This window comes from Micromonospora sp. A202, assembly GCF_006715105.1.
GTDB classification, from domain to species: domain Bacteria; phylum Actinomycetota; class Actinomycetes; order Mycobacteriales; family Micromonosporaceae; genus Micromonospora; species Micromonospora zamorensis.
On sequence record NZ_VFMP01000001.1, the window covers coordinates 4,676,398 to 4,698,832 of the forward strand.

Genomic DNA, 22,435 nt, shown 5'->3' on the forward strand with positions numbered 1-22,435 from the left:
CCGCGTACGCGGTGCTGGGCTTTGAACGAGCCCGGTCTGCTGATGCACGGCGCCGGGCGTTGACACAACCATAGCCCGTGTTTCCGGTAAATGCCCAGCTCAGAGGGGCTCTGTTCAGATTGGAGGTTGCACCGGGGCAGAGTGGACGATCGGCAACAGCACCGCTGAGGGGTGAGTCGGGTCATGCAGAACCTGCCGCCAGCCGGCACGTAGCGTAACCGCCGTGCCGAGGGGTTCCCCGGTGCCGGGGTTGCGCGCCCAGCGCGGATGGGCTCCACCGCTGACCTGCACCCGCAGCCGGTGCCCGGCGGCGAACCGGTACGCGGTCGGCCAGAGCGGCACCGGGACCCGCAGCGCCCCGCAGGGGTCGGCCGGGAAGCGGTCGGGCGTCACCCGCACCAGACCGTCGCACACGTTCCACGATCGGCCCCGGCGGTCCACGTCGCACAGTCGCACGAAGACGTCCAGGTAGGGCAGTTCACTGCGGACGTGGATCTCGGCGCGTACCGGGCCGATCACCTCGACCGGCCCGGTCAGCGGGGCACTGGTGTAGGTCAGCACGTCTGGGCGGGCCTCGACGGGCCGGTTGTCCACCGGGCCGGCCCGCTGGGCGACGAGCAGCGGCCCGCCCAGCGACGGGGTGGGGTCGGCCGGGTCGTAGCGGAACTCGTCGGGCGGCGAGGTCACCGGCGGGCGCACCGCCAGCTCACCATCCGGATGCAGGTGCCAGGGGGTCTCGACCGCCGGTGGTGGCCAGGCCGGCAGGTCCCGCCAGCCGCCGCCGGGACCGCTCACGTGCAGCCGTACCGGGGGTTTCCGGAGCGGGTGTTCGTCCGCCGGTGGCGTGGCCGTGAGGTGCTCGTCGAGCCAGGCCAGCCCCTCGCTCAGAGCGGCCACGAACAGGCCGGGGCTGCCGTGCGTCCAGGGGCCGATCACCAGTCGCGGCTGGGCGCCGGCGGCGCGCAGGGTGGCGTGGTCGTCGAGCTGGGCGGGTAGGAAGATGTCATGCCAACCGGTGACCATGACCACCGGCGCGCGCACCCGGGCCGCCCGGTCGGCGAAGACCCGTGTCCGCCAGTAGACAGCGTCCGGGCTGTGGTGACGCAGCCACTCCTGGAAGAAGGGGATGGTCACGCCGGTGGCGACCCGGTCGGCGTCCACGAGCGGCAGGTGCCGCAGCGCGGCGGCCAGCCGGGGTTGCCCGCGCTTGAGCTCCCACTGCCGGGCCAGCCACGGCACGGTCTGCGCGTGCAGCAGCTCCGCCCAGGTCAGCACGGTGTCCAGGGCGAAGGACTCCCCCGCGTACGTCGAGTCGCGGGTGGCCGAGGCGGTCACCACCGCGACCATCGCGCGCAGCTCCTCGCCGGCGTCGGCGGCCAGCGCCCACTGCGCGAAGCCCTGGTAGCTGACCCCGAACATGCCGAGCCGGCCGGCCCACCAGGGCTGGCGGCGCAGCCAGTCCAGGGTGTCCAACCCGTCGTCGCGCTCGTGCACGAGCGGGGCGAAGGTCCCGCCGGAGCCGTCGGTGCCCCGGCAGGACTGGATCACCGCGTGTCGGCCCCGCGCGGCGAGCAGCCGGCCGAGCAGCCGCAGTGGGCCGCCCCGCCCGTACGGGGTGCGGATCAGCACGGTCGGCGCGTCCCGGACTGCCGGGGCGTAGTGGTCGGTGCGCAGCACCACGCCGTCGCGGGCCCGGACCGGGATGTCGCGGGTGACCCGCACCGAACCGGGCCGGATCGGTGGCAGCCGCAGCGCTGCGGCGGCGAGGCGGGCGGCGAGCCGGTCCGGCACCGGTCAGGCCGTCGGGCGGCGGGGCGACTCGGGACGGGCGACGCGGACCGAGTCGCGGTGGCCCCGCAGAGACTCGCTCATCTCCGCCATGAACCGCTGCACGATCTCCAGCTCGTCCTCGCCGAAGCGGGCCATCACCTCGTCGGTACGGGCGCCCAGCGGCCGGAAGAACTGCATGGCCAGGGCGGCGCCCTGGTCGGCGTAGTGCAGCAGCACCTTGCGCCGGTCGACGGTGTCGCGGTCGCGGCGGATGTGGCCGGCCCGCTCGAGTCGGTCGATCAGGGCGGTGACCGAGCCGGAGGAGAGGTTGAGGTGTTCACCGAGACGGCCGGGCGTGATCGGATCGCCGAGCCGCTCGGCGTCCATCACGGCGATCAAGGCCTGCAGGTCGGTCGGGTTGAGGCCGTGCAGGTTGGCGAAGGCGTGGCCGACCTGCTGGGCGTCGGCCGTATACCGCCGGAGGTTGTCGGTGATCTCCGCGGCCAGCTGCTCGCGGCGCGTGTCGCGCCGTCGGTACATGCCGTGAGTCGCCACCTCGCGCCGCTTCTTCCGTCGTCGGTCTCTCGGGTTGCAGCATAGAACAACCGTCGATAATCTCGATAGACAAGATACTCGTCTTTCGAAGGACCCTGAGGTCACTGATGTCTGTGTTCACCAGAGTCGCCCGCGGCCGGCTGGCCGCCTGGCTCACCGTGGCCGCGGCGATCGTCGTCGCCGCGGCCGTCTTCGGGACACCCCAGCCGGACAACCCGGCACCGGTCTCCGCCACCGGCCTGTCGGTGGAGTGGCAGTCGACCCAGGTGCAGCGCCTACAGGACCAGCTGCCGTCCAGCGACGTGCAACCGGCGATCGTGGTGGTCAGCCGAGGCGACCGGGGTGCGCTGAGCGACGCCGACCGGGCCAGCGTCGACGCCCGCGCCGGCGATCTGCGCCGCTTCGCGGTGGGCGGGCAGGTCAGCCCCGCACAGGTCTCCCCGGACGGCACGGTGGCCCTCATCGCCATCCCGATCGACACCGCCGGCGGGCAGGAGGCCGTCACCGAGACGGTGACCCAGCTGCGCACCGCCCTGGCGGACCTGCCCGGGCTGACCGCCGAGGTGACCGGCTCCCCCGCCTTCACCGCCGACCTCTCCTCGGTGTTCGACGGCGCCGACATCACCCTGCTCGCGGTGACCGCAGCCGTCGTGGCGCTGCTGCTGCTGATCACCTACCGCAGCCCGTTCCTGTGGATCGTGCCGCTGGCCGTGGTCGCGGCGACCGAGCAGCTCACCCTGCGTGCGGTGGACACCATCGTCCCGGCCGTCGGCATCAACCTCCAGCAGGGCCAGGTCACCGGCATCGCCAGTGTGCTGGTCTTCGGCGCCGCCACCGACTACGCCCTGCTGCTCATCGCCCGCTACCGGGAGGAGCTGCGGCGCGAGGAAGACCGGTTCGCGGCGATGCGCGCCGCGCTGCGCCGCACCGCCGAGCCCATCCTCGCCAGCGGCGGCACCGTGATCCTCGGTGTCCTCACCCTGCTGCTCAGCGAGCAGGAGACCAACCGGGCGCTGGCGGTGGCCTGCGCCACCGGTGTGCTCTTCGCCATGCTCTCGGCCCTGTTCGTGCTCCCCGCCGTCCTGGTGCTCTTCGGTCGGGGTCTGTTCTGGCCGTTCGTGCCCCGTGTCGGTGGCCCGGTCCGTGAGGGACGGCTCTGGGGCCGGCTCGGCACCGCCGTGGAACGCCGCCCGGTGGTCGTCGCGGTGCTGGCCACCCTGCTGCTCGGCGGTCTGGCGCTGGGTGGGCTCGGGATCCGCACCGGCCTGTCGGAGACCGAGCAGTTCCGGGCCGAGCCCGAGGCGGTGACCGCGGCGCAGACCCTCGCGAGGGCCTTCCCCGCCGGCAGCACCCAACCGGTGGCCGTGCTCACCACCCCGGCGGCGGTGCGGGCCGTCACCGACGCCGCCACCGCCGTGCCCGGTGTGGCCTCGGCACGCCCCGGTGACGCCGGTGACGCCGTGGCCCAGGTCGACGTGATCCTGGAAGCCGAGCCCGGCACCACCGCCTCGGACCGCGCGATCGAGGCGCTGCGCGAGACCGTCGCCGCCGTTCCCGGCTCCGCTCCCCCGGCCGCCGCCGGCGCGGACGCGCCGTCCGGGGCGATCGTCGGTGGCTCCGTGGCCGCCACGTACGACTCCGACGAGGCCAACGGCCGCGACCTGCGACTGATCCTGCCGATCATCCTGTTGCTGGTCGGCGCCGTGCTCGTGCTGCTGCTGCGCGGCCTGCTCGCACCGCTGCTGCTGGTGCTCACCGTGATCGCGTCGTTCTTCGCGAGCCTCGGCGCGGCGTGGCTGCTCTTCGACCACGTGCTCGGTTTCCCCGCCCTGGACAGCGGCGTGCTGCTGCTCGCCTTCGTGTTCCTGGTGGCGCTGGGGGTGGACTACAACATCTTCCTGGTCACCCGGGCCCGGGAGGACGCCCGCAGCGCGGGCACCCGCGACGGCATGCTCTCCGCCCTGCGGGTCACCGGCGGAGTGATCACCAGCGCCGGGGTGCTGCTCGCCGCGGTCTTCGCGGTGCTCGGCGTGCTGCCGCTGATCACACTGACCCAGATCGGCATCATCGTCTGCATCGGCGTCCTGCTGGACACCCTGCTGGTGCGCACGGTCCTGGTGCCGGCGCTGGCGTTCATGCTGGCTGAGCGCTTCTGGTGGCCCGGGCGGATCACCCGGGACCGACCGGAGGACAGCCCGGCGTCGCCGGAGCTGGTCGCCGCCCGCGACTGACCGACAGGTAGCGACGGGGGCCGTGACGACACCGTCACGGCCCCCGTCGAGGTCAGTAGTCCAGGCAGACGCACTCGGTCATCAGCGCCCGCACGTTGCGCACGTACGACGGGTTGGGGATGGCCAGGGGCTTGCCCTCCTGCGCCACCGCACCGTGCCCGTAGTTGTACGAGGCGATGACAGCGTTGAGCAGGCAGGAGTTCAGCTCGGCGGTGCACAGGGCCGGATCGAGGCGGTAGTCGGCTTCGAAGTACATGTCGCCGATGTATTTCGTCGCCCAGGCCAGGTAGGTGGCGCCGAGGTAGGCGTTGTCCCGGTAGTCGTCGATCTCGTAGCTCTTCTCGAACCGCTGGTTCATCCAGGTCGCGGTGCCCGGCATCACCTGCATCAGCCCGACACCGCCGTCGCAGGCGTAGATGTTGGACTGCCAGCCGCTCTCCTGCCAGGCGGTGGCCTTGAGCAGGGTGAGCGGGACCTTGATGTCCGGCGCGGAGGTCGGCCAGTAGGTGCGCCCGGCCGCGTCGGTCAGCGCCGCCTTCGCCTCGGCCCGGGTCGCCTGGGTGCCCTTGTACGTCGGCTTGCAGGAACTCGGCGCGGGCTTCGGCGGGGCCGGCGGGACCTGCGTCTCGGTGGGCGGCTTCGCCACGGCGAGTGGCTTCGGCGCCGTGCGGGTCGGCTTCTTCGTCGGCTTCTTCGTCGGCGTCCGGGTCGCGCTGAGGCTGGGCGCGGCGCCCATCGACTCCAGGGCGCTCACCGACGGGCTCGGCTCCCCGCTGGGCTCGTCGGCGGGGGCGTCCGTCGGCGCGTCGGTGACCGCCACCGGGGCGGCCAGGTCCTGCGGGCTCTCCCCCTTGGTGGCGCAGCCGACCAGCGTGCTCGCCAACAGGAACCCGGCGAGCACCGCGGTGCCCAGCCGTCTCGTCCGTCGAACCATGCCCTTGCCTCCCCCGGTGTGATCCTCGCCGCACCCTAGCAAGGTTCAACTGGGCGGCGGTGCCCCTGCGACGGCGGCCGGGCCTGTTCCACCGGCTGCTCCAGATCCCCCACCGCCCGGTCCCGGGTGGCCCACGCCACCACGAAGACCACCGTCCAGAGCACCCCGAGCAGCACCGCCGCGGCGGTGCTGCTCGCCGTGTCCAGACCGAGGTAGAGCCGTGCGCCGCTGATCCCGAGCACCCCCGCGGCGGCGGCTGTCCAGGCGGCCACCGCCACCGGCCAGCGGGAACTGCGGGACACCAGCCAGGCCAGGGTGCACAGGCTCGCCGCGACCACGGCGTTCTGGGTCGGCAGCGGGGCCGAGTCGCCGCCACCCGGCGCGCTGCCGTGCGGCCCGGTCAGCTCGGCGACCACGGCCAGCACCACCAGCGGCACGAACGCGCCCACCGTGCCGACGACGCTGAGCAGGTCCGCCCGCCAGGGTCGGTTACGCCACGCCAGCACCGCGGCCACCAGCGCCACCAGCACGATCAGCACCGACCCTCGTACCACCGACACCACGACCATCGTGGCGTCGGCCGCCCCGGGGGTGCGCCGGGAGGCGAACCAGCCCGCGATGGCCCCGTCCAGGGCGGCCAACCCGCTGTTGCGGACCGCCACGCCGAGCAGACCCGCGATGGCGAGCCCGGCGACGAAGAGCAGCAGGAGCCCGGCGGCCAGATTGAGCAGCAGCGTCCACCCCGGCCCGATCCGCATGGCCACCAGGAAGAACAGCACCCCGTAGCGGGCCGTGAGCCAGCGCACCGGTGGCAGGGCGCCCGCCCGGGACAGCAGCGCGCGGACCGGGTCGGGATTGCGACCCAGCCACCGGCCGGCGAGCACCACACCCAGCAGGCCGGCCAGCAGCACCAGCGCCGCGCCGGTGGCCCGGCCGAGCAGTCGGGAGACCGTGTCGTACGACTCACCGGCGAGGTGACCGAGCAGGATCGAGCCGCCCACCCAGGTCACCACCCCGGCCAGGTTCCACAGGGCGAACCGCCGGTACGGCATGCCAGCCGCACCGGCCAACCGGGGCACCAACGTGCGGGCGAAAGCCACCCAACGGGCCGCGAACACGCCCCGACCACCCAGGCGGGCGAGCATGGCGTCGGCCCGACCCCACCGCTGCGGCCCGACCCGGTGGCCCAGCCCGGCGCGCAGGCGGGGGCCGTAGCGCCGTCCGGCGCGGAAGGCCAGCCCGTCACCGAGGACCGCCGCGGCGATCATCGCGAGCAACGCCGGCGCGAGCCGCAAGGTACCGTTGTAGGTGAGGAAGCCGACGAGCAGCAGGGTAGCCTCACCCGGCACGAGCAGGCCGAAGATCACCGCGGTCTCGCCCGCCACGATCAGCGCGGCGACCAGGTAGATCCACAGGGTGGGCAGACCCTGCACCCAGGTCAGCAGGTCGTGCATTCAGGCCCCCGGGACACGGGAGCCAGCATGCCAGCCGGGGGAACCACCGGCACAGCAGTTTCACCATAGATCAGGGGCACCTGGGGGTGACCCCGACGCAGCCTGCGCGAGCGCAGGCGGAAGGATAGAGGGTATGCAGCTTCGCACCGACCTCCGCAACGTCGCCATCATCGCTCACGTCGACCACGGCAAGACCACCCTGGTCGACGCCATGTTGCGGCAGGCCGGGGCGTACGGCGCCCGGGGCGAGAACACCGAGCGGGTGATGGACTCGGGTGACCTGGAGCGCGAAAAGGGCATCACGATCCTGGCCAAGAACACCGGTGTGCGCTACCTGCCCGCGGACGGCTCCGACCCGGTCACGATCAACATCATCGACACCCCCGGCCACGCCGACTTCGGTGGCGAGGTGGAGCGCGGCCTCACCATGGTCGACGGCGTGGTGCTGCTCGTCGACGCCAGCGAGGGCCCGCTGCCGCAGACCCGCTTCGTGCTGCGCAAGGCGCTGCGGGCCCGGATGCCGATCATCCTGGTGATCAACAAGGTGGACCGGCCCGACGCCCGGATCAAGGAGGTCGTGGACGACACCTACGAGCTCTTCCTCGACCTGGACGCCGACGAGGAGCAGATCGACTTCCCGATCGTCTACGCGTGCGCCCGCGACGGCATCGCCTCGCTGACCCAGCCCGCCGACGGCTCGGTGCCCGACGACAGCACCTCCCTGGAGCCGCTGTTCCGCACCCTGCTGGACACTATCCCGCCGCCCTCGTACGACGAGGGCGCGCCGTTGCAGGCGCACGTCACCAACCTCGACGCCTCGCCGTTCCTCGGCCGGCTGGCGCTGTGCCGGGTCCGCCAGGGCACCATCAACAAGGGTCAGACGGTGACCTGGTGCCGCACCGACGGCAGCACCCAGCGGGTCCGCATCTCCGAGATGCTGATGACCGAGGGCCTGGAGCGCACGTCGGCCGAGACCGCCGGCCCAGGCGACATCATCGCCGTCGCCGGCATCCCGGAGATCATGATCGGTGAGACCCTCGCCGACCTCGACAACCCGGTCGCGCTGCCGCTGATCACCGTCGACGAGCCGGCCATCTCGATGACCATCGGCACCAACACCTCGCCGCTGGTCGGCCGGGTCAAGGGCGCCAAGGTCACCGCCCGGATGGTCAAGGACCGGCTCGACAAGGAGCTGATCGGCAACGTGTCGCTGCGGGTGCTGCCCACCGAGCGGCCGGACGCCTGGGAGGTGCAGGGCCGCGGTGAGCTGGCGCTGGCCATCCTGGTCGAGCAGATGCGCCGGGAGAACTACGAGCTGACCGTCGGCAAGCCGCAGGTGGTCACCAAGGAGATCGACGGCAAGACCTGCGAGCCGGTCGAGCGGCTGACCATCGACGCCCCGGAGGAATACCTGGGCGCGATCACCCAGCTCCTCGCCACCCGTAAGGGCCGGATGGAGCAGCTGGTCAACCACGGCACCGGCTGGATCCGGATGGAGTGGCTGGTTCCGGCGCGCGGCCTGATCGGCTTCCGCACCGAGTTCCTCACCGACACGCGGGGCACCGGCATCCTGCACCACGTCTTCGAGTCCTACGAGCCGTGGTTCGGCGAGCTGCGCACCCGCAACAACGGCTCCCTGGTCGCCGACCGGGCCGGCGCGGTCACCGCCTTCGCGATGACCAACCTGCAGGAGCGCGGTCAGCTCTTCGTCGACCCGACAACCGAGGTGTACGAGGGCATGATCGTCGGGGAGAACTCCCGCTCCGACGACATGGACGTCAACATCACCAAGGAGAAGAAGCTCACCAACATGCGGCAGTCGACCTCCGACGAGACCGAGAAGCTGGTCCCGCCGCGCAAGCTCTCGCTGGAGCAGGCACTGGAGTTCTGCCGCGAGGACGAGTGCGTCGAGGTCACCCCGGCCACGGTCCGGATCCGCAAGGTGGTGCTCGACCAGCAGCTGCGGGGCCGGGCCACCGCCCGCCGCAAGCACGCCGGCTGAGCACACCAGCACCCGACACCGGGCGCGTCGGCCGCTTGCGGCCGGCGCGCCCGTCGGTTTTTCCCAGGGGTACGCGGGCCAGCCCGACCGGCTGCCGCCGATCGGCTACGGTCACCGGCATGACCTGGGATGATCTCGACGCCCACCTGGACAGGGTGCCTGGCACCGTCTCGGCGTACGTGGGCCGACCCGACGCGCCGCCGACCTGGACCCGCCACCCGGACGCCGCCCACTACGCGGCGAGCACCATGAAGGTGGCGGTGCTCGCCGCCCTGCACCGCGCCGCCGAGGCCGGCACGCTGGACCTGGACACCCCGGTCCCCGTGGTCAACGAGTTCGACTCCGCCCAGCCCGGCGCGCCCCGGTTCTCCTGCGCCCAGCACTACGACAACGACGACGCGGTCTGGGACCGGTTGGGCGGCACGGCGTCGTTGCGCTGGCTGGCCGACCGGATGATCGTGCGATCCAGCAACCTGGCCACCAACCTGGTCATCGGGCACGTCGGGCTGCCCGCGGTGGCCGAGGTGTGGGCGCGCACCGGCGCCCGCACCAGCGTCACGGGCCGCGGCATCGAGGACTTCGCCGCCCGCGAGGCCGGCATCACCAACACGGTCGCCGCCGCCGACCTGGCCGCCCTGCTCGGCGCGCTGGCCACCGGGGCCGACACCCCGGGCCTGCTCGCCTCGCCCGCCGGCTGCACGGCCATGCTGGACGTCCTTCTCGCCCAGGAGCACCGCGAGGACCTGGCCGCCGGCCTGCCCGAGGGCACCCGCATCGCGCACAAGAGCGGTTGGGTACGCGGGGTCCGACACGGTGCCGGCCTGGTCCTGCCCGACGACGCCCCGCCCTACCTGATCACCGTCTGCACCACCACGGACCTGGCCGGCGGCGACGACGAGGTCGAGGACGACGCCTGCCGGCTGCTCGCACACATCTCCGCGCAGGTCTGGGCCGCCCGTCACCAGCTCTGACCACGACCCGCCGTTGCGGCTAGGCTGCTCGCACCCCCACCCCGGAGCCGCCGATGCCCCGCAGTCGCACCATCCTCATCGCCTTCCTCGTCGTGACGGCGGCGAACCTGCTGGCCAACGCCACCGATGGCCGCGTGGCCGAGGCACTCACCAAGCCGCTGCTGATGCCGCTGCTGGCCGCGTACCTCTGGCGGGCCGCCACCGAGCGCGGCGCCCGCCCGGACCGGCTGGTGCTCGTCGGGCTGGCCTTCTCCACCGGCGGCGACGTGTTCCTGCTCGGCGACGGCACCGGTTGGTTCATCGCCGGCATGGCCTGCTTCCTCGGCACGCACCTCTGCTACATCGCGGCGTTCACCCGACACGGCGCCGCGACCGCGCTGCGGCGTGCGCCGCTGCTCGCGGTCCCACTGACGTACGCGGTGCTGACCGTCGTCGCGCTGTGGTGGATGTGGGCAGGACTGACCGACGCCGGGCTCGCCGTGCCGGTGGCCGGCTACGCGCTCGCGCTGGCCGCGATGGCCACCACCGCCACCACCAAGGGCTGGCGGGTCGGTCTCGGCGCAGCGCTGTTCCTCGGCTCCGACCTGCTGATCGCCGCCGGGGTGGCCGAGGTGGCCCAACCACCCGGCGCACCCGTGCTGGTCATGGCGACCTACGCCGCCGGCCAGGCGCTGATCGTCCTCGGCCTGGCCGCCCGCGTCGGCACACCCCCGGGCGCGCCCGTCACTCCAGCAGTTGCGCCCGCAACGCGCTGAGGGTCTCGTCGGTCAACCCCAACCCGTCCCGCAGGTACGCGTCGAACGAGCCGTGCACCCGGCGTACCTCGTCGTAGCCGGCGTCGAGGTACTCGCCGCGGACCTCCAACACCGGCAGCACCGCGTCGACGTCCAGCTCCGGCTGCCGTCGTCGCATCGCCTCGATGATCACCGCCCGCAGGCTGTCGGTCAGCTCGTTGTTGCGCAGGTAGTCGGCGCGGATCGCCGCCTCGTCCACCCCGAGCGCCGTCAACAGGATGACGGTCAGCCAACCGGTGCGGTCCTTGCCGGCGGAGCAGTGGTAGACCAGCGGCAGGTTCTCCGGCTGGGCGGCCAGCCGCACCGCCTCCGCGAAGCCGACCCGAGCCGACTCGCCGGTCACGAACCACCGGTAGATGGCGGCCATCGCCCCCGTCGTGCCCTGCCGGGCCAGCTCCGCGTACGCGTTCAGGTCGTGGCCGAGCAGCACCGCCGACACGTACGTGAAGACCGGGTGCTCCGGGTCGTGCACCGGCAGGCACACCACCCGTGGCTCACCGGCCAGTCGATCCGCCGGGGCGACCTCGATCTCCGCGGGGGCGCGCAGGTCGAGCACGCACGCCGGCCCCAGCTTCGCGAGCACCGGCAGATCCTCGTCGGTCAGCCGACCCAACGCGGGAGTGCGGAGCAACTGCCCCGCCCGGACCCGCCTCCCGTCGGCACCGACGAGCCCACCCAGATCGCGTGCGTTCGGTGCACCTACCAGCTCCCAGCCCTGCCCGGTCATCCGGTCTCCCATCCCGACGTGCGCCTGCGTATAGGGTGCCTGACATGACGATCTCGGAGGTACGCACCCACCGGGTTTCGGCCCCCTTACACACCCCGTTCGTCACCGCGTTGCGTCGTACGACCACAGTGGACACCCTCGTGGTCGAGTTGGTCGACTCCGACGGCCGTTCCGGCTTCGGCGAGGCCCCCCAGGTGTGGCAGGTCACCGGCGCGTCGGTCGCCGGCGCACGGGCGTGCGTACGCGAACTGCTCGGCCCCCAGCTGATCGGCCGTGACCCGGACGACCTGGTGGCCCGGTGCGCCGAGGTGCAGCGCGCGGTGGTCGGCAACGAGGCGGCGAAGGCCGCGGTGGACGTCGCCCTGCACGACCTCGCCGCCCGGCGCTTGGGCGTACCCCTGGTGCGGTTGCTCGGGGGCACCAGGCTGCGGGTGCCGACGGACGTCACGCTCGCGGCGGGCGACGCGGTGGACCTGGCGGCGGCGGCGCGGCAGCGGCAGGCGGACGGCTTCGGCGTGTTGAAGTTGAAGGTCGGCACCGACGCGAGCACCGACCTGGACCGGGTCCGGGCCGTTCGCGCGGCCGTCGGCCCGGGGGTGCGGATCCGGCTCGACGCCAACCAGGGCTGGACGCCCCGGGAGGCGGTCCGGGTGATTCGGGGCATCGAGGACGCCGGCCTCGACGTGGAGCTGGTCGAGCAGCCGGTGGCCCGCTGGGACCTCGACGGCCTGGCCTGGGTGAGCGACCGGGTGTCCGTGCCGATCCTGGCCGACGAGGCGGTCTTCGGGGTCCGTGACCTGGTGGAGGTGATCCGTCGTCGGGCCGCCGACCTGGTCAACGTCAAGCTCGCCAAGTGCGGTGGGCTGCACCCGGCGCGTACCCTCCTCGAACTTGCCACCGCCCACGGGCTCGGCACGGTGGTCGGCTCCATGATGGAGAGCCAGGTCGGCATCGGTGCGGCGGCGAGCCTGGTCGCCGCGTACGGCACCACCGCGGTGCCCGACCTGGACGCCGCCTGGTGGCTGGCCTGGTCACCGGTGCAGGGCGGAATACGCTACGAGGGGGCGACCGTGGTGTTGCCCGACGCGCCTGGCCTGGGCATCTCCGGCCTTGCTGAAGCAAAGGTGCAGGCGCGTGGTTGATGAGCGTTGGTTTCTTTCATAGGGTTCCCTGGACAGCCGACTCGATCTGGGGGTTGACGTGAAGCTGCAACCGGGCCGCGAGGCCGTCGTCCGGGTCGCGGTGGCGACGCTGTGGACCTCCCCCGAGGCGGTCCGCCCGGTCGACCGTCCGGCGCTGACCGCAGGCGCCGACATCCTGACCTGGGTTTCCGGCCTGGACACCGACCAGCAGGTCGGCGACTGCGTGCTGAGCCAGCTCCTGCTCGGCGAGCGGGTCCTCGTCAGCGAGCTGCGCCCGGACGGCTGGGCCCGGGTCGTCGCCGTCGAGCAGCCCGCCGCCAAGCTGGACCCGCGCGGCTACCCGGGCTGGCTCCCCACCGAGCAACTGGCCCCCGTCGACCCGTCCACCGACACCGGCACCGACCCGCCGCTGGTGGTCGACTCCACAGTCACCGGGCTGCACGCCGCTCCGAACGGTCCGGTGGTGCTGCCCGGCGTCGTCGTCGGCACCCGCCTCGTCCCGGCCGGCCCCGCACGCGACGACTGGCGACCGGTGCACGTCCCTGGCCACGCCGCGCCGCTCTGGCTGCCCGACGACCACCTCGTCGCCACGTCGGCCGAGGCACCGGCCGCAGTGCAGGCGCTCGCGGTGGCGCAGCGGTTGCTGGACGTGGCCTACATCTGGGGCGGTCTCTCCGCGCACGGCATCGACTGCTCCGGGCTGGTGCACCTGGCCTGGCGGCGTTTCGGGGTGCTGCTGCCCCGCGACGCCGATGACCAGGCCGTCGCCACCACGCCGCTGGCGTTGGGGGCGGAACGCCCCGGTGATCTCTACTTCTTCGCCCGACCCGGCCGCAAGATCCACCACATCGGCATCGTCACCGCCCCGCCCGGTAACGGTGGCGAGCGGCGGATGCTGCACGCCTGCTACCGGCGGCGGCGGGTCATCGAGGAGCCCCTGCCGGCCGACCGGACCGCGACGCTGGTGGGCGCACACCGCGTCTGACCGGCCGGGCGCGTTTCCCGCACCCGGCCGGCGACACGTCAGCGTCGGGCGTCGGCCAGCTCGCGGCGCCGGTCCCGGGAGGACTTGATCAGGCTGGCGGCGGTGGCGATGCCCAGGGTGCCGAGGATGACCAGCAGCGACAGCCAGATCGGGATGTGCGGCGCCCAGCCGACGTGCTCACCACCGTTGATGAACGGCAGGGTGTTGTCGGCCAACGCCTCCAGCACCAGCTTGACCCCGATGAAGCCGAGCACGACGGCCAGGCCGTAGCTCAGGTAGATCAACCGGTCGAGCAGGCCACCGAGCAGGAAGTAGAGCTGACGGAGGCCCATCAGCGCGAAGACGTTCGCGGTGAAGACCAGGTACGGCTCCTGGGTGATACCGAAGATCGCCGGGATCGAGTCCAGAGCGAAGATCAGGTCGGTGGTGCCGATCGCGATCATCACGATCAGCATCGGGGTGAACAGCCGCTTGCCGTTCTCGTGGGTGATCAGCTTCGCGTCGTCGTAGCCCTTGGAGATCGGCAGCGCCTTACGGCTCCACCGGATCAGCAGGTTCTCGGAGAACTCGTCCTCGTCCGGCTCACCCTGCCGGGCCAGGTTGACCGCGGTGTAGATCAGGAACGCGCCGAAGATGTAGAAGACCCAGGAGAACTGCGAGATCAGCGCGGCACCGGCGGCGATGAACCCACCGCGCATCACCAGCGCCAGCACGATGCCGACGAGCAGGACCTTCTGCTGGTACTGCCGGGGCACCCCGAAGCGCGCCATGATGATCACGAAGACGAAGAGGTTGTCCACCGACAGGCTGTATTCGGTGAGCCAACCTGTGTAGAACTGCCCCGCGGAGCTGGCGCCCGAGGTCAACCAGACACCAACGCCGAAGATCAGGGCCAGACCGACGTAGAAGGCGACCCAGAGGCTCGACTCGCGCACACTCGGCTCGTGCGGGCGCCGACCGATGATCAACAGGTCGATGAGCAGGACCGCAGTCAGTGCGACAAGCGTTCCCGCCCACACCAATCCGGACACGTCCAACGTTCATTCCTCCGGCAGACACGCGGCGTCGCGCACACCGTACGCCCCCGGAGAGGCCGGTGTGCCGCTGTCGCTCACTCTGGTGACTGTCGGAGGTCTCTTCCGCCGCCGCCCGCGAACGGAACGGCGACCTACGGGGCCGGGTCGGGTCGCCGTGGTTCCGACGATCGACCGTGCTGACGACTCCGTCGCGAAGGAATACTCCCCTCCTCGGTGACCATTGTTGCCCACCACGCGCCGTGATCACACCCCGGGCACCCGGTGGCGCCAACCACCCCTCGCCGGGGAATACCGGGGGCAGCGCCCGCCGCGTCAGACCGCCGCGTCACACCCGCTGTGGTGTCCTAGGAGGCTAGTGCAGGTCGGGTGCGGTTATCGGGTCGCTGAGCGACCGGCAGTCAGTCAGCGCATGCGGCGGCGGGCACCGTCGACACCGGAACAGACCCCGCGGCACCGCCGACGCGGCCCGCCATGCGAGGCTGTCCGACATGGTGCTTGAGGTCGCGCTCATCGACGTACTGCCCGGACACGAGGACGCGTTCGCCGCCGCGTACGCCGAGGGTCACCCGGTTCTCGCCGGGGCAACCGGCTGCCGGTCCGTGCGGATGACCCGGGGCATCGAGTCCCCGACCCGGTTCGTGCTGCTCGTCGAATGGGACTCGGTCGAGGCGCACGAGGAGAACTTCCGGGCCACCGAACGGTTCGAGCAGTGGCGGGCGTTGATCGGGCCACACTTCGCCGGGCCGCCCGTGGTCGAGCACTTCCTCGACGTGCCGGCCTGAGCCTGCTGTCGTACCCCGCGGTTATCGTGCCCTGCGCACGCGCCGGCCGCCGGTCCCGACGGGCTCGGGGGCGCCGGGCCCGGTGGCCGCGCGGCGCGGCTCCTACTCGCCGACGCGGCGGGCCAGCACGGTGACCGTCTCCTCCGGTGACAGCGCGGCCGCCAGCAATGCCTCGGTCATCCGCTGGTAGCGGTCGACGTCGAGCACGGTGGCCAACCGCACGTCGGTGGTCAACGCCTCCAACATCACCGTCCGCGGGTCCGCCGGGTCGGGAAAGGCATAGCAGGAGTACGGGGTGAGCGGGTGCAGCCCACCACCGGCCGCCCCGGGGGGCAGCAGCCGCACCGTGACGTGGGACAGCCCGGTCACGGCGACCAGATGCCGCAACTGTTCACGCCAGACCTCGTCCGGCAGGTCCCCCCTGTCGCAGACGGCCTCGGCGAGCACCGCCGTGTAGCGCGGCGGATAGGCCCGCCGCAACACCTCCTGCCGCAGCGCCCGGGCGCGCACCTCGGCCTCCACGTCGACCTCGGGCGTGAGCTGCGCGCCGGCCGCGACCAGCACCCGGGCGTACGCGGGCGTCTGGAGCAACCCCGGCACGATCGCCGGCTGGTATTCGACGATGTCGGCGGCACCCGCCTCCAACTCGGCGTAGGTGCGCTGCCGTTCGCTCATCTCGCCCAGCGTCTTCCACCAACCGCGGCTGGTCGCCGCGTCCCGGGCGATCACGATCAGCGCGTCCCGGGCGGGCGAGGGCACCTTGTAGATGTCCAGCAGATCGAGCACATCGGCGAGGTCAGGACGGCTCTGACCCAGCTCGATGCGGGACAACTTCGACGTCGAGGCCCAGCCCAGCCGGTCGCAGACCTGTTCCAGGGTCAGCGCCTCGCGCCGGCGTAACTGGCGCAACTCTGCGCCGAGACGTGCACGTCGAATGACAGGACTTGTTGGCAGCGGCATCCCGGCCTCCCCACCGAGGGAGAGTACGCAGGACGATCACCCAGTGCAATAGCTCGCTCGCGCACCGCAATCAGGGGCCATGGCACCGTCCGGCGGTCGGACCGGCCATCGTCCGGCGTTTCCGCACGTCAGGCGGGGTGTCGAGCCTTGCTGTCCAGTCCCGCGCACCCGGAGTCCCGCGCACTCGGAGTCCCGCGTGCGACGGGGCACTGCGGTGCGGTGCGGCGCGGCCCTGCGGTGTTGTGCCGCCCTGCGGTGCTGTGCGGCCCGGGAGTGCGGCCCGGGAGTGCGGCACGCGCGGTTGGCTCAGGGCCGGTAGGTGCCGAAGGACCAGACGGTGCCGGCCAGGTCACGGGCGGCGTAGTCACGGGAGCCGTAGTCGGTGTCGAACGGCTCGCGCGTGATCTCGGCACCGGCGGCGCGTGCCCGGGCGCAGTGGGCGTCGACGTCCGGCACCGCCACGTAGACCGACCAGTCGTCGTCGGCCGGTCGAGGTGCCGCGTCGGCCCGACCACCCAACATGATCATGCCGCTGTCGAGGACGAGTTCGGCGTGCACGACAGTGCCGTCCGGCGCCTCGTGCACCGAATGCACCTGGAAGCCGAAGGCGGAGCAGAGCCAGTCGATGGCGGCGCGGGGATCGGGGTAACGGAAGATCGGGTAGATGGTTCGCATGACCCGATTCTGCTGCCGGCGGCCCCGATCCGGATTGGACGAATGTGACCTCGGCGTCGCCTGCCGACCGGGTGGTGTCAGCCGGCCGGAGCGCGTGCGGCGAGCAGGGCGGCCGGAGTGGCCCCCGCGAACTGGCGGAAGTCCCGAATGAGGTGGGACTGGTCGTAGTAGCCGTAGCGCGTCGCCACCGTGGCCCAGTCGACGGCGCCCACCTCGGGCTGATCGGCGCCGACCGGCGCCCCGGCGGTCGGTCCGACGTCGGTGAGCACCGCGTACGCCCGCTGGAAACGCAGCAACCGGGCGGCCATCTTGGGTGGCAGACCAACCTCCTGCCGGAACCGGGACGCGAGGTGTCGCCGGCTCCAGCCCAGCTCGTCGGCCAACACACCGACACTCCCCTGCCCACCGCCGGAGACGAGCCACCGCCACGCCCAGTCGAGCCGGGCGTCGACCGGAGGGGACGCCGCCAGCCGGGCCGCGAGGACCTGGTCGAGCAGGGCGAACCGCTCCGGCCAGCCGGGCGTCTCCGCGAGCCGGCCACGCAGCCGATGCAGCCAACGGCCCGGGAGTTGCCCGACATCGACGGCCCGGTTGGTCAGCTCACTCAGCGGCAGGCCGAGCAGCCGTCGGGCGGTCAGTGGGGCGAGCAGCAGCTCGACGCCCTCCCCCACACCCACAGTGCGCGTGGTGCACCAGCCGTCGAAGGTGCCGGCCACGAACGAGTCGACCATCGTGACGCCGCGCTGCGCGCTGCGCGGGTCGGTCACGTCCAGCGGAGCGCCCCAGCCAAGGATCAGCACCACCAAAACGCCCGCCGACTCGCGGCGCACCAGCGGGATGTCCGCCCGTTGCCGGTAGCCGACGTACCGGTCGACGAACGGACGCAGGCTGACCTCGGGCAGGCCGAGGACGAACTCGTCGACCGGTGCCACCGCAGTCAACCCCGCCCGCCCTTCGCACGGTCGCGATCCGGCCGGCCGCGCCCCGGGGAGCGCTGATGGCCGGCCGAATGGCTGTCACTTCACGCCGGCGGCGTCCATGCCGCGCAGCTCCTTCTTCAGGTCGGAGACCTCGTCGCGGATCCGAGCCGCCAGCTCGAACTGCAACTCGCGGGCGGCGGCCAGCATCTGGTCGTTGAGCTCCTGGATGAGCTGGGCCAGGTCGGCGCGGGCCATCCCCTCCCGTGATGGGGTGGTGGTGGCGGACCGGCTCCGGCTGCGGGTCTCCTTGACCGGCGCCTTGCCTCGGGACAGCTGACGCACCGCGCCACCGACGCGGGAGTTTTCGGTGTCCTCCGCCTCGCGGTAGATGTCGTCCAGGATGTCGTGGATCTTCTTACGCAACGGCTCCGGGCTGATCCCGTGCGCCTCGTTGTGCGCGATCTGCTTGGCCCGACGCCGGTCGGTCTCGTCGATCGCCGCCGCCATCGACGGGGTGATCTTGTCGGCGTACATGTGCACCTGACCGGACACGTTACGGGCGGCCCGGCCGATGGTCTGGATCAACGACCGGCCGCTGCGCAGGAAGCCCTCCTTGTCGGCGTCGAGGATCGCCACCAGCGACACCTCGGGAAGGTCCAGACCCTCGCGGAGGAGGTTGATGCCGACCAGCACGTCGTAGTCGCCCTTGCGCAGCTCACGCAGCAGCTCCACCCGGCGCAACGTGTCGACCTCCGAGTGCAGGTAGCGCACCCGGATGCCGTTCTCCAGGAGATAGTCGGACAGGTCCTCGGCCATCTTCTTGGTCAGCGTGGTGACCAGCACCCGCTCGTCGCGGTCGGTCCGTAGCTTGATCTCGTGCATCAGGTCGTCGATCTGGCCCTTGGTCGGCTTGATCACGACCTGCGGGTCGACCAGACCGGTCGGCCGGATGACCTGCTCGACGAACTCGCCCTGGGCCTGCTCCATCTCCCAGGTGCCGGGGGTCGCGGACAGGTAGACCATCTGGCCGACCCGCTCCAGGAACTCGTCGAAGCGCAGCGGCCGGTTGTCGGCGGCGCTGGGCAGCCGGAAGCCGTGGTCGATGAGCATCCGCTTGCGGGACGCGTCGCCCTCGTACATGCCGCCGATCTGCGGGATGGTCACGTGCGACTCGTCGACCACCGTGAGGAAGTCGTCGGGGAAGTAGTCGAGCAGGGCGTGCGGCGGGCTGCCGGGCAGCCGCCCGTCCATGTGCATCGAGTAGTTCTCGATGCCGGAGCAGAAGCCCACCTGCCGCATCATCTCGATGTCGTAGGTGGTGCGCATCCGCAGCCGCTGCGCCTCCAGCAGCTTGCCCTGGCGCTCCAGCTCAGCGAGGCGCTCGGCCAGCTCCACCTCGATGTCACGGATCGCCCGCTCCATCCGCTCCGGACCGGCCGCGTAGTGGGTGGCCGGGAAGATCACCAGCTGGTCGACCTCGCGGACCACGTCACCGGTCAACGGGTTGAGGTAGTAGAGCTTCTCCACCTCGTCACCGAAGAGCTCGATGCGGACCGCCAGCTCCTCGTACGCCGGGATGATCTCCAGTGTGTCGCCGCGGACCCGGAAGGTGCCCCGCTGGAAGGCCATGTCGTTGCGGGTGTACTGGATGTCGACCAGCCGGCGCAGCAACTGGTCGCGGTCGAGCTCCTGGCCGATCTGCACCTTCACCGCCCGGTTGAGGTATTCCTCCGGGGTGCCCAGACCGTAGATCGCCGAGACGGTCGCCACCACGATCACGTCGCGGCGGGTGAGCAGCGACATCGTCGCCGAATGCCGCAGACGCTCGACCTCCTCGTTGATCGAGGAGTCCTTCTCGATGTAGGTGTCGGTCTGCGGGATGTAGGCCTCAGGCTGGTAGTAGTCGTAGTACGAGACGAAGTATTCGACAGCGTTGTGCGGCAGCAGCTCGCTGAACTCCTTGGCCAGCTGCGCGCAGAGCGTCTTGTTCGGGGCGAGCACCAGGGTGGGGCGCTGCAGCCGCTCGATCAGCCACGCGGTGGTGGCACTCTTGCCGGTGCCGGTCGCGCCGAGCAGCACGGTGTTGCGGTCGCCGCGCCGAACCCGACGCTCAAGATCGTCGATGGCCGCCGGTTGGTCGCCGGCCGGCTGAAAGTCACTGACGACCTGGAAGCGGCTGTCCAGCCGAGGAATGTCGAGCGCCATACCGTCAACGGTACGCCGGAGGTCCGACAGGAACGGCCGTCACGCCAGTTACGTGATCAGCTTCAATATTCCCATTGTGTGGCCCATGTCACCGGGACTACCCTCTTCATGTAGGCCGCTCGCGGCGGCCGACCGGGCAGGTGGCCAGGCCGTCACATCACGGCCGGTCGCCCCCGGCACTGCGGTCGCAGCACCCGGCTCGCCCGGCGTGCGCACCCGTGTGGTCGCGCTCGAGGCGCAGACCGGCCGCCGCGAGCGCCCCTGCTCGTCACCCCGACGCCTCCCCGCCCGTTTCATCTCCGTGGACACCTCTCCGACCCCGGCACCCGACACCACTCCCCGCGGCACGCCCCGGCTGGACGTCACCGCCGCCGAGCGGCCCAACTCCCCCAAGGTCGGGCGGTCAGGCAGCGGGCGGCACCGCTCCGGCACCGCCTCAGAGACCACCCGGAGCACGGACACCGGAGTCGGTTCCACCACCGGCCGGCCCACCGACGCCCGCCGCGCCGCCACCGACCGCCCGACCGACTCCGCAGCCAGGGCCAGTCGACCTGCAAACGCCCGCTCGGCCAGCCCAGGCCCGCCCGCCGCCGCTCAGCGAACCGCCAGTGGGCGCAGGCCCGAGAAGGACCGGACCACCGCCGGCCAGGTGCCCACGGAGATCCGGGCCACCACCGGCGACGGGCCCACGGAGAACCGGACCACCACCGGCCAGGGCCCCACGCAGAGCCGAACCGCCACCGGGCGAGGTCCCGGGACAGCCGGGACGACCACCCGCCGCGAGGCCACTGCCGAACCCTCCACCGACACGGCGGACGCCACGGGCCCGGCCCCGGTCAGCCGCCGCAGACGTACCCTGCTGCTGTTGCTCGTCCTGACCGCCGCGACGTCCGCGACGGCGCTGGTGCTCGGGTTGTTGAGCTGGGCGCCCGACCCGCCCGAGCCGACCCGGCCGCTGACCCTCGCGGAGGGCGAGCGACTGGCCGCCGTGCGGGTCACCAACCTCCGGGACCTGCGCGCCGGAGTCCGCATCACCGCCGGCGCCGACGCCGCCCGGATCGAACTGGTGGGCTGGGTGGACTGGTCGCGGTCACTGCTCTACCTCGACGTGGGTGGGCCGGGCGCGGGCGCCGAACGCGGGCTGGTGCAGCGGGTCGGCCCGGTCCTGGTCATCCGACCCGACCCGGCAGCAGTGCCCACCCCCGCCGCGCCGCCCCTGCTGCCTCCGGCGGACCGTTGGCGGCTGCACCGACTGGCACCCGGGACGAACCTGGCACCCGTGCTCGACCTGCTCCTCGACCTCGCCGCCGACCGCCCGGACCAGACCCAGGCGGTGCCCGGCAGCGGTGCGCGTTGGATCGCTCAGGACACCGTGGCGGCCGGTCCGGTGGACGTCCTTGAGGCGTCGCTGCCGACCGGACCGCCACGCCGCAGCCCGGCTTCCGGCAGCACGGTGGCACCCACGCCGAGCGCCGCGCCGGCGAGCACCGACCCGAACGGGCAGACCCGGTTCTGGCTCGACCAGGACGCCCGACTGCACAAGCTGGTGACCCGCTTGCCCGGCGTCGGCCCGGTCACGATGATCCTCAACCGGGCGGACCGGCCGACGCTACGTCCGGTGGACGCACTCGGCGGCCGGCCCGGACTGCCCCGCGCGCTGACCGACGCCGAGCGGCGTCGACTGGACCGGTTGCCGGCCCGGCTCCGGGCCCAGCGCGGTGCGACGATGACGCTGACCGCGCCCGTTGGCACGGACACGAACCTGCGGGGCGCCGGCTGGGTGAGCTGGACCACGGGTACCGCGTACCTCGCGGTTGCCGACCTGGGCGTGCCGGACCGCCGGACCCTGCTGCGGCGCGACACCGCCGGTCTGGCCCGGGCGGATCTGCCGGCGGCCGCCGCCGGTGGCGGCACCGCGGAAGCGCCCGGCCGACCACCGCTGCCGCCCCCGGCCGGGCCCTGGCGGGCCCAGCGATCGGGCGGCGACGACCTGAACGTGCTGGTCGAGGCCGCGGTGGCCGCCGGGTCGGTCGGGCCACCAGGAACGGCCCTCCGGGTACGCGAGGACGTCACCGCCGGACGGACCGTGGACGTCGTCGAGGTGGGCCCGGCCGACGCCCGACTGCGTTACTGGATCGACCGCGACGGGTCCCTACGCCGGCTGGAGCTGCACACCGACGCCAACGCCTGGGCCCAACTGGACCTCCAGCCCGCCGTGGTGCCCCGACTGATTCCAGTGCCCCGCCCGGCCGCCAAGCCTCGACCCACGACACCTCGGCCCCGCTGAGCGA

18 protein-coding genes are annotated in these 22,435 nt (G+C 72.4%); 8 read left to right on the top strand and 10 right to left on the bottom strand.

Annotated features, from left to right (window positions below):
• Positions 1–114: 114 nt before the first annotated feature.
• On the bottom strand, positions 115–1,791 hold the full coding sequence (locus FBZ33_RS21485; protein ID WP_141910448.1) for a CocE/NonD family hydrolase: 1,677 nt from the start codon (positions 1,789–1,791) through the stop codon (positions 115–117).
• 3 nt (positions 1,792–1,794) lie between these two features.
• Positions 1,795–2,310, bottom strand: coding sequence for a MarR family winged helix-turn-helix transcriptional regulator (locus FBZ33_RS21490; RefSeq protein ID WP_141910449.1), 516 nt, complete (start codon positions 2,308–2,310; stop codon positions 1,795–1,797).
• A 122-nt stretch (positions 2,311–2,432) separates the two neighbouring features.
• On the opposite strand from FBZ33_RS21490, the gene FBZ33_RS21495 reads away from it, so the two are divergent.
• Complete coding sequence (locus FBZ33_RS21495) at positions 2,433–4,556, top strand: efflux RND transporter permease subunit (RefSeq protein WP_141910450.1); 2,124 nt, start codon at positions 2,433–2,435, stop codon at positions 4,554–4,556.
• Between the two features lie 52 nt (positions 4,557–4,608).
• Here the strand turns inward: FBZ33_RS21495 and FBZ33_RS21500 are convergent, their stop codons facing one another.
• Together FBZ33_RS21500 and FBZ33_RS21505 are read right to left on the bottom strand one after the other, a co-directional pair.
• Positions 4,609–5,490, bottom strand: coding sequence for a lytic transglycosylase domain-containing protein (locus FBZ33_RS21500; RefSeq protein WP_141910451.1), 882 nt, complete (start codon positions 5,488–5,490; stop codon positions 4,609–4,611).
• Positions 5,491–5,525: 35 nt separating this feature from the next.
• Positions 5,526–6,944 (bottom strand): DedA family protein, encoded by a 1,419-nt coding sequence (locus tag FBZ33_RS21505; protein ID WP_141910452.1) that lies wholly within the window; start codon positions 6,942–6,944, stop codon positions 5,526–5,528.
• A gap of 133 nt (positions 6,945–7,077) precedes the next feature.
• Between FBZ33_RS21505 and typA the strand changes: the two genes are divergently transcribed.
• The 3 genes from typA to FBZ33_RS21520 all read left to right on the top strand — a co-directional run bounded on the left by typA (position 7,078) and on the right by FBZ33_RS21520 (position 10,672).
• Entirely contained in the window at positions 7,078–8,946 is a 1,869-nt protein-coding gene (gene typA / locus FBZ33_RS21510; protein WP_141910453.1) for a translational GTPase TypA, read from the top strand.
• 119 nt (positions 8,947–9,065) lie between these two features.
• Complete coding sequence (locus tag FBZ33_RS21515) at positions 9,066–9,917, top strand: serine hydrolase (RefSeq protein WP_141910454.1); 852 nt, start codon at positions 9,066–9,068, stop codon at positions 9,915–9,917.
• Positions 9,918–9,970: 53 nt separating this feature from the next.
• Positions 9,971–10,672: a lysoplasmalogenase gene (locus FBZ33_RS21520; RefSeq protein WP_141910455.1), complete on the top strand. Its 702-nt coding sequence runs from the start codon at positions 9,971–9,973 to the stop codon at positions 10,670–10,672.
• Here FBZ33_RS21520 and FBZ33_RS21525 read toward each other — a convergent pair.
• Positions 10,641–11,438, bottom strand: a complete 798-nt coding sequence (locus FBZ33_RS21525; RefSeq protein WP_141910456.1) for a tyrosine-protein phosphatase — start codon at positions 11,436–11,438, stop codon at positions 10,641–10,643. The genes FBZ33_RS21520 and FBZ33_RS21525 overlap by 32 nt on opposite strands.
• A 44-nt stretch (positions 11,439–11,482) precedes the next feature.
• On the opposite strand from FBZ33_RS21525, the gene FBZ33_RS21530 reads away from it, so the two are divergent.
• Both FBZ33_RS21530 and FBZ33_RS21535 read left to right on the top strand, forming a co-directional pair.
• Positions 11,483–12,580 (top strand): mandelate racemase/muconate lactonizing enzyme family protein, encoded by a 1,098-nt coding sequence (locus tag FBZ33_RS21530; protein ID WP_088949276.1) that lies wholly within the window; start codon positions 11,483–11,485, stop codon positions 12,578–12,580.
• 58 nt (positions 12,581–12,638) lie between these two features.
• Positions 12,639–13,565, top strand: a complete 927-nt coding sequence (locus FBZ33_RS21535; protein ID WP_141910457.1) for an NlpC/P60 family protein — start codon at positions 12,639–12,641, stop codon at positions 13,563–13,565.
• 38 nt (positions 13,566–13,603) lie between these two features.
• Here FBZ33_RS21535 and FBZ33_RS21540 read toward each other — a convergent pair whose 3' ends face one another.
• Complete coding sequence (locus tag FBZ33_RS21540; RefSeq protein WP_141910458.1) at positions 13,604–14,602, bottom strand: TerC family protein; 999 nt, start codon at positions 14,600–14,602, stop codon at positions 13,604–13,606.
• 488 nt (positions 14,603–15,090) lie between these two features.
• Between FBZ33_RS21540 and FBZ33_RS21545 the strand changes: the two genes are divergently transcribed.
• Positions 15,091–15,384, top strand: a complete 294-nt coding sequence (locus tag FBZ33_RS21545; RefSeq protein WP_088949279.1) for an antibiotic biosynthesis monooxygenase — start codon at positions 15,091–15,093, stop codon at positions 15,382–15,384.
• Between the two features lie 102 nt (positions 15,385–15,486).
• Here FBZ33_RS21545 and FBZ33_RS21550 read toward each other — a convergent pair whose 3' ends face one another.
• The 4 genes from FBZ33_RS21550 to uvrB form a co-directional block, all read right to left on the bottom strand.
• A complete protein-coding gene (locus tag FBZ33_RS21550; protein WP_141910459.1) occupies positions 15,487–16,344 on the bottom strand; it encodes a helix-turn-helix transcriptional regulator in 858 nt (285 codons plus the stop codon).
• Between the two features lie 306 nt (positions 16,345–16,650).
• Complete coding sequence (locus tag FBZ33_RS21555; protein WP_141910460.1) at positions 16,651–17,019, bottom strand: VOC family protein; 369 nt, start codon at positions 17,017–17,019, stop codon at positions 16,651–16,653.
• A 77-nt stretch (positions 17,020–17,096) separates the two neighbouring features.
• Positions 17,097–17,951, bottom strand: a complete 855-nt coding sequence (locus FBZ33_RS21560; RefSeq protein WP_141910461.1) for a helix-turn-helix domain-containing protein — start codon at positions 17,949–17,951, stop codon at positions 17,097–17,099.
• A gap of 84 nt (positions 17,952–18,035) precedes the next feature.
• A complete protein-coding gene (gene uvrB / locus FBZ33_RS21565; RefSeq protein WP_088949283.1) occupies positions 18,036–20,144 on the bottom strand; it encodes an excinuclease ABC subunit UvrB in 2,109 nt (702 codons plus the stop codon).
• A gap of 208 nt (positions 20,145–20,352) precedes the next feature.
• Here uvrB and FBZ33_RS21570 point away from each other — a divergent pair, with 208 nt between their 5' ends.
• Positions 20,353–22,431: a hypothetical protein gene (locus FBZ33_RS21570; RefSeq protein ID WP_141910462.1), complete on the top strand. Its 2,079-nt coding sequence runs from the start codon at positions 20,353–20,355 to the stop codon at positions 22,429–22,431.
• The last annotated feature ends 4 nt before the right edge of the window (positions 22,432–22,435 follow it).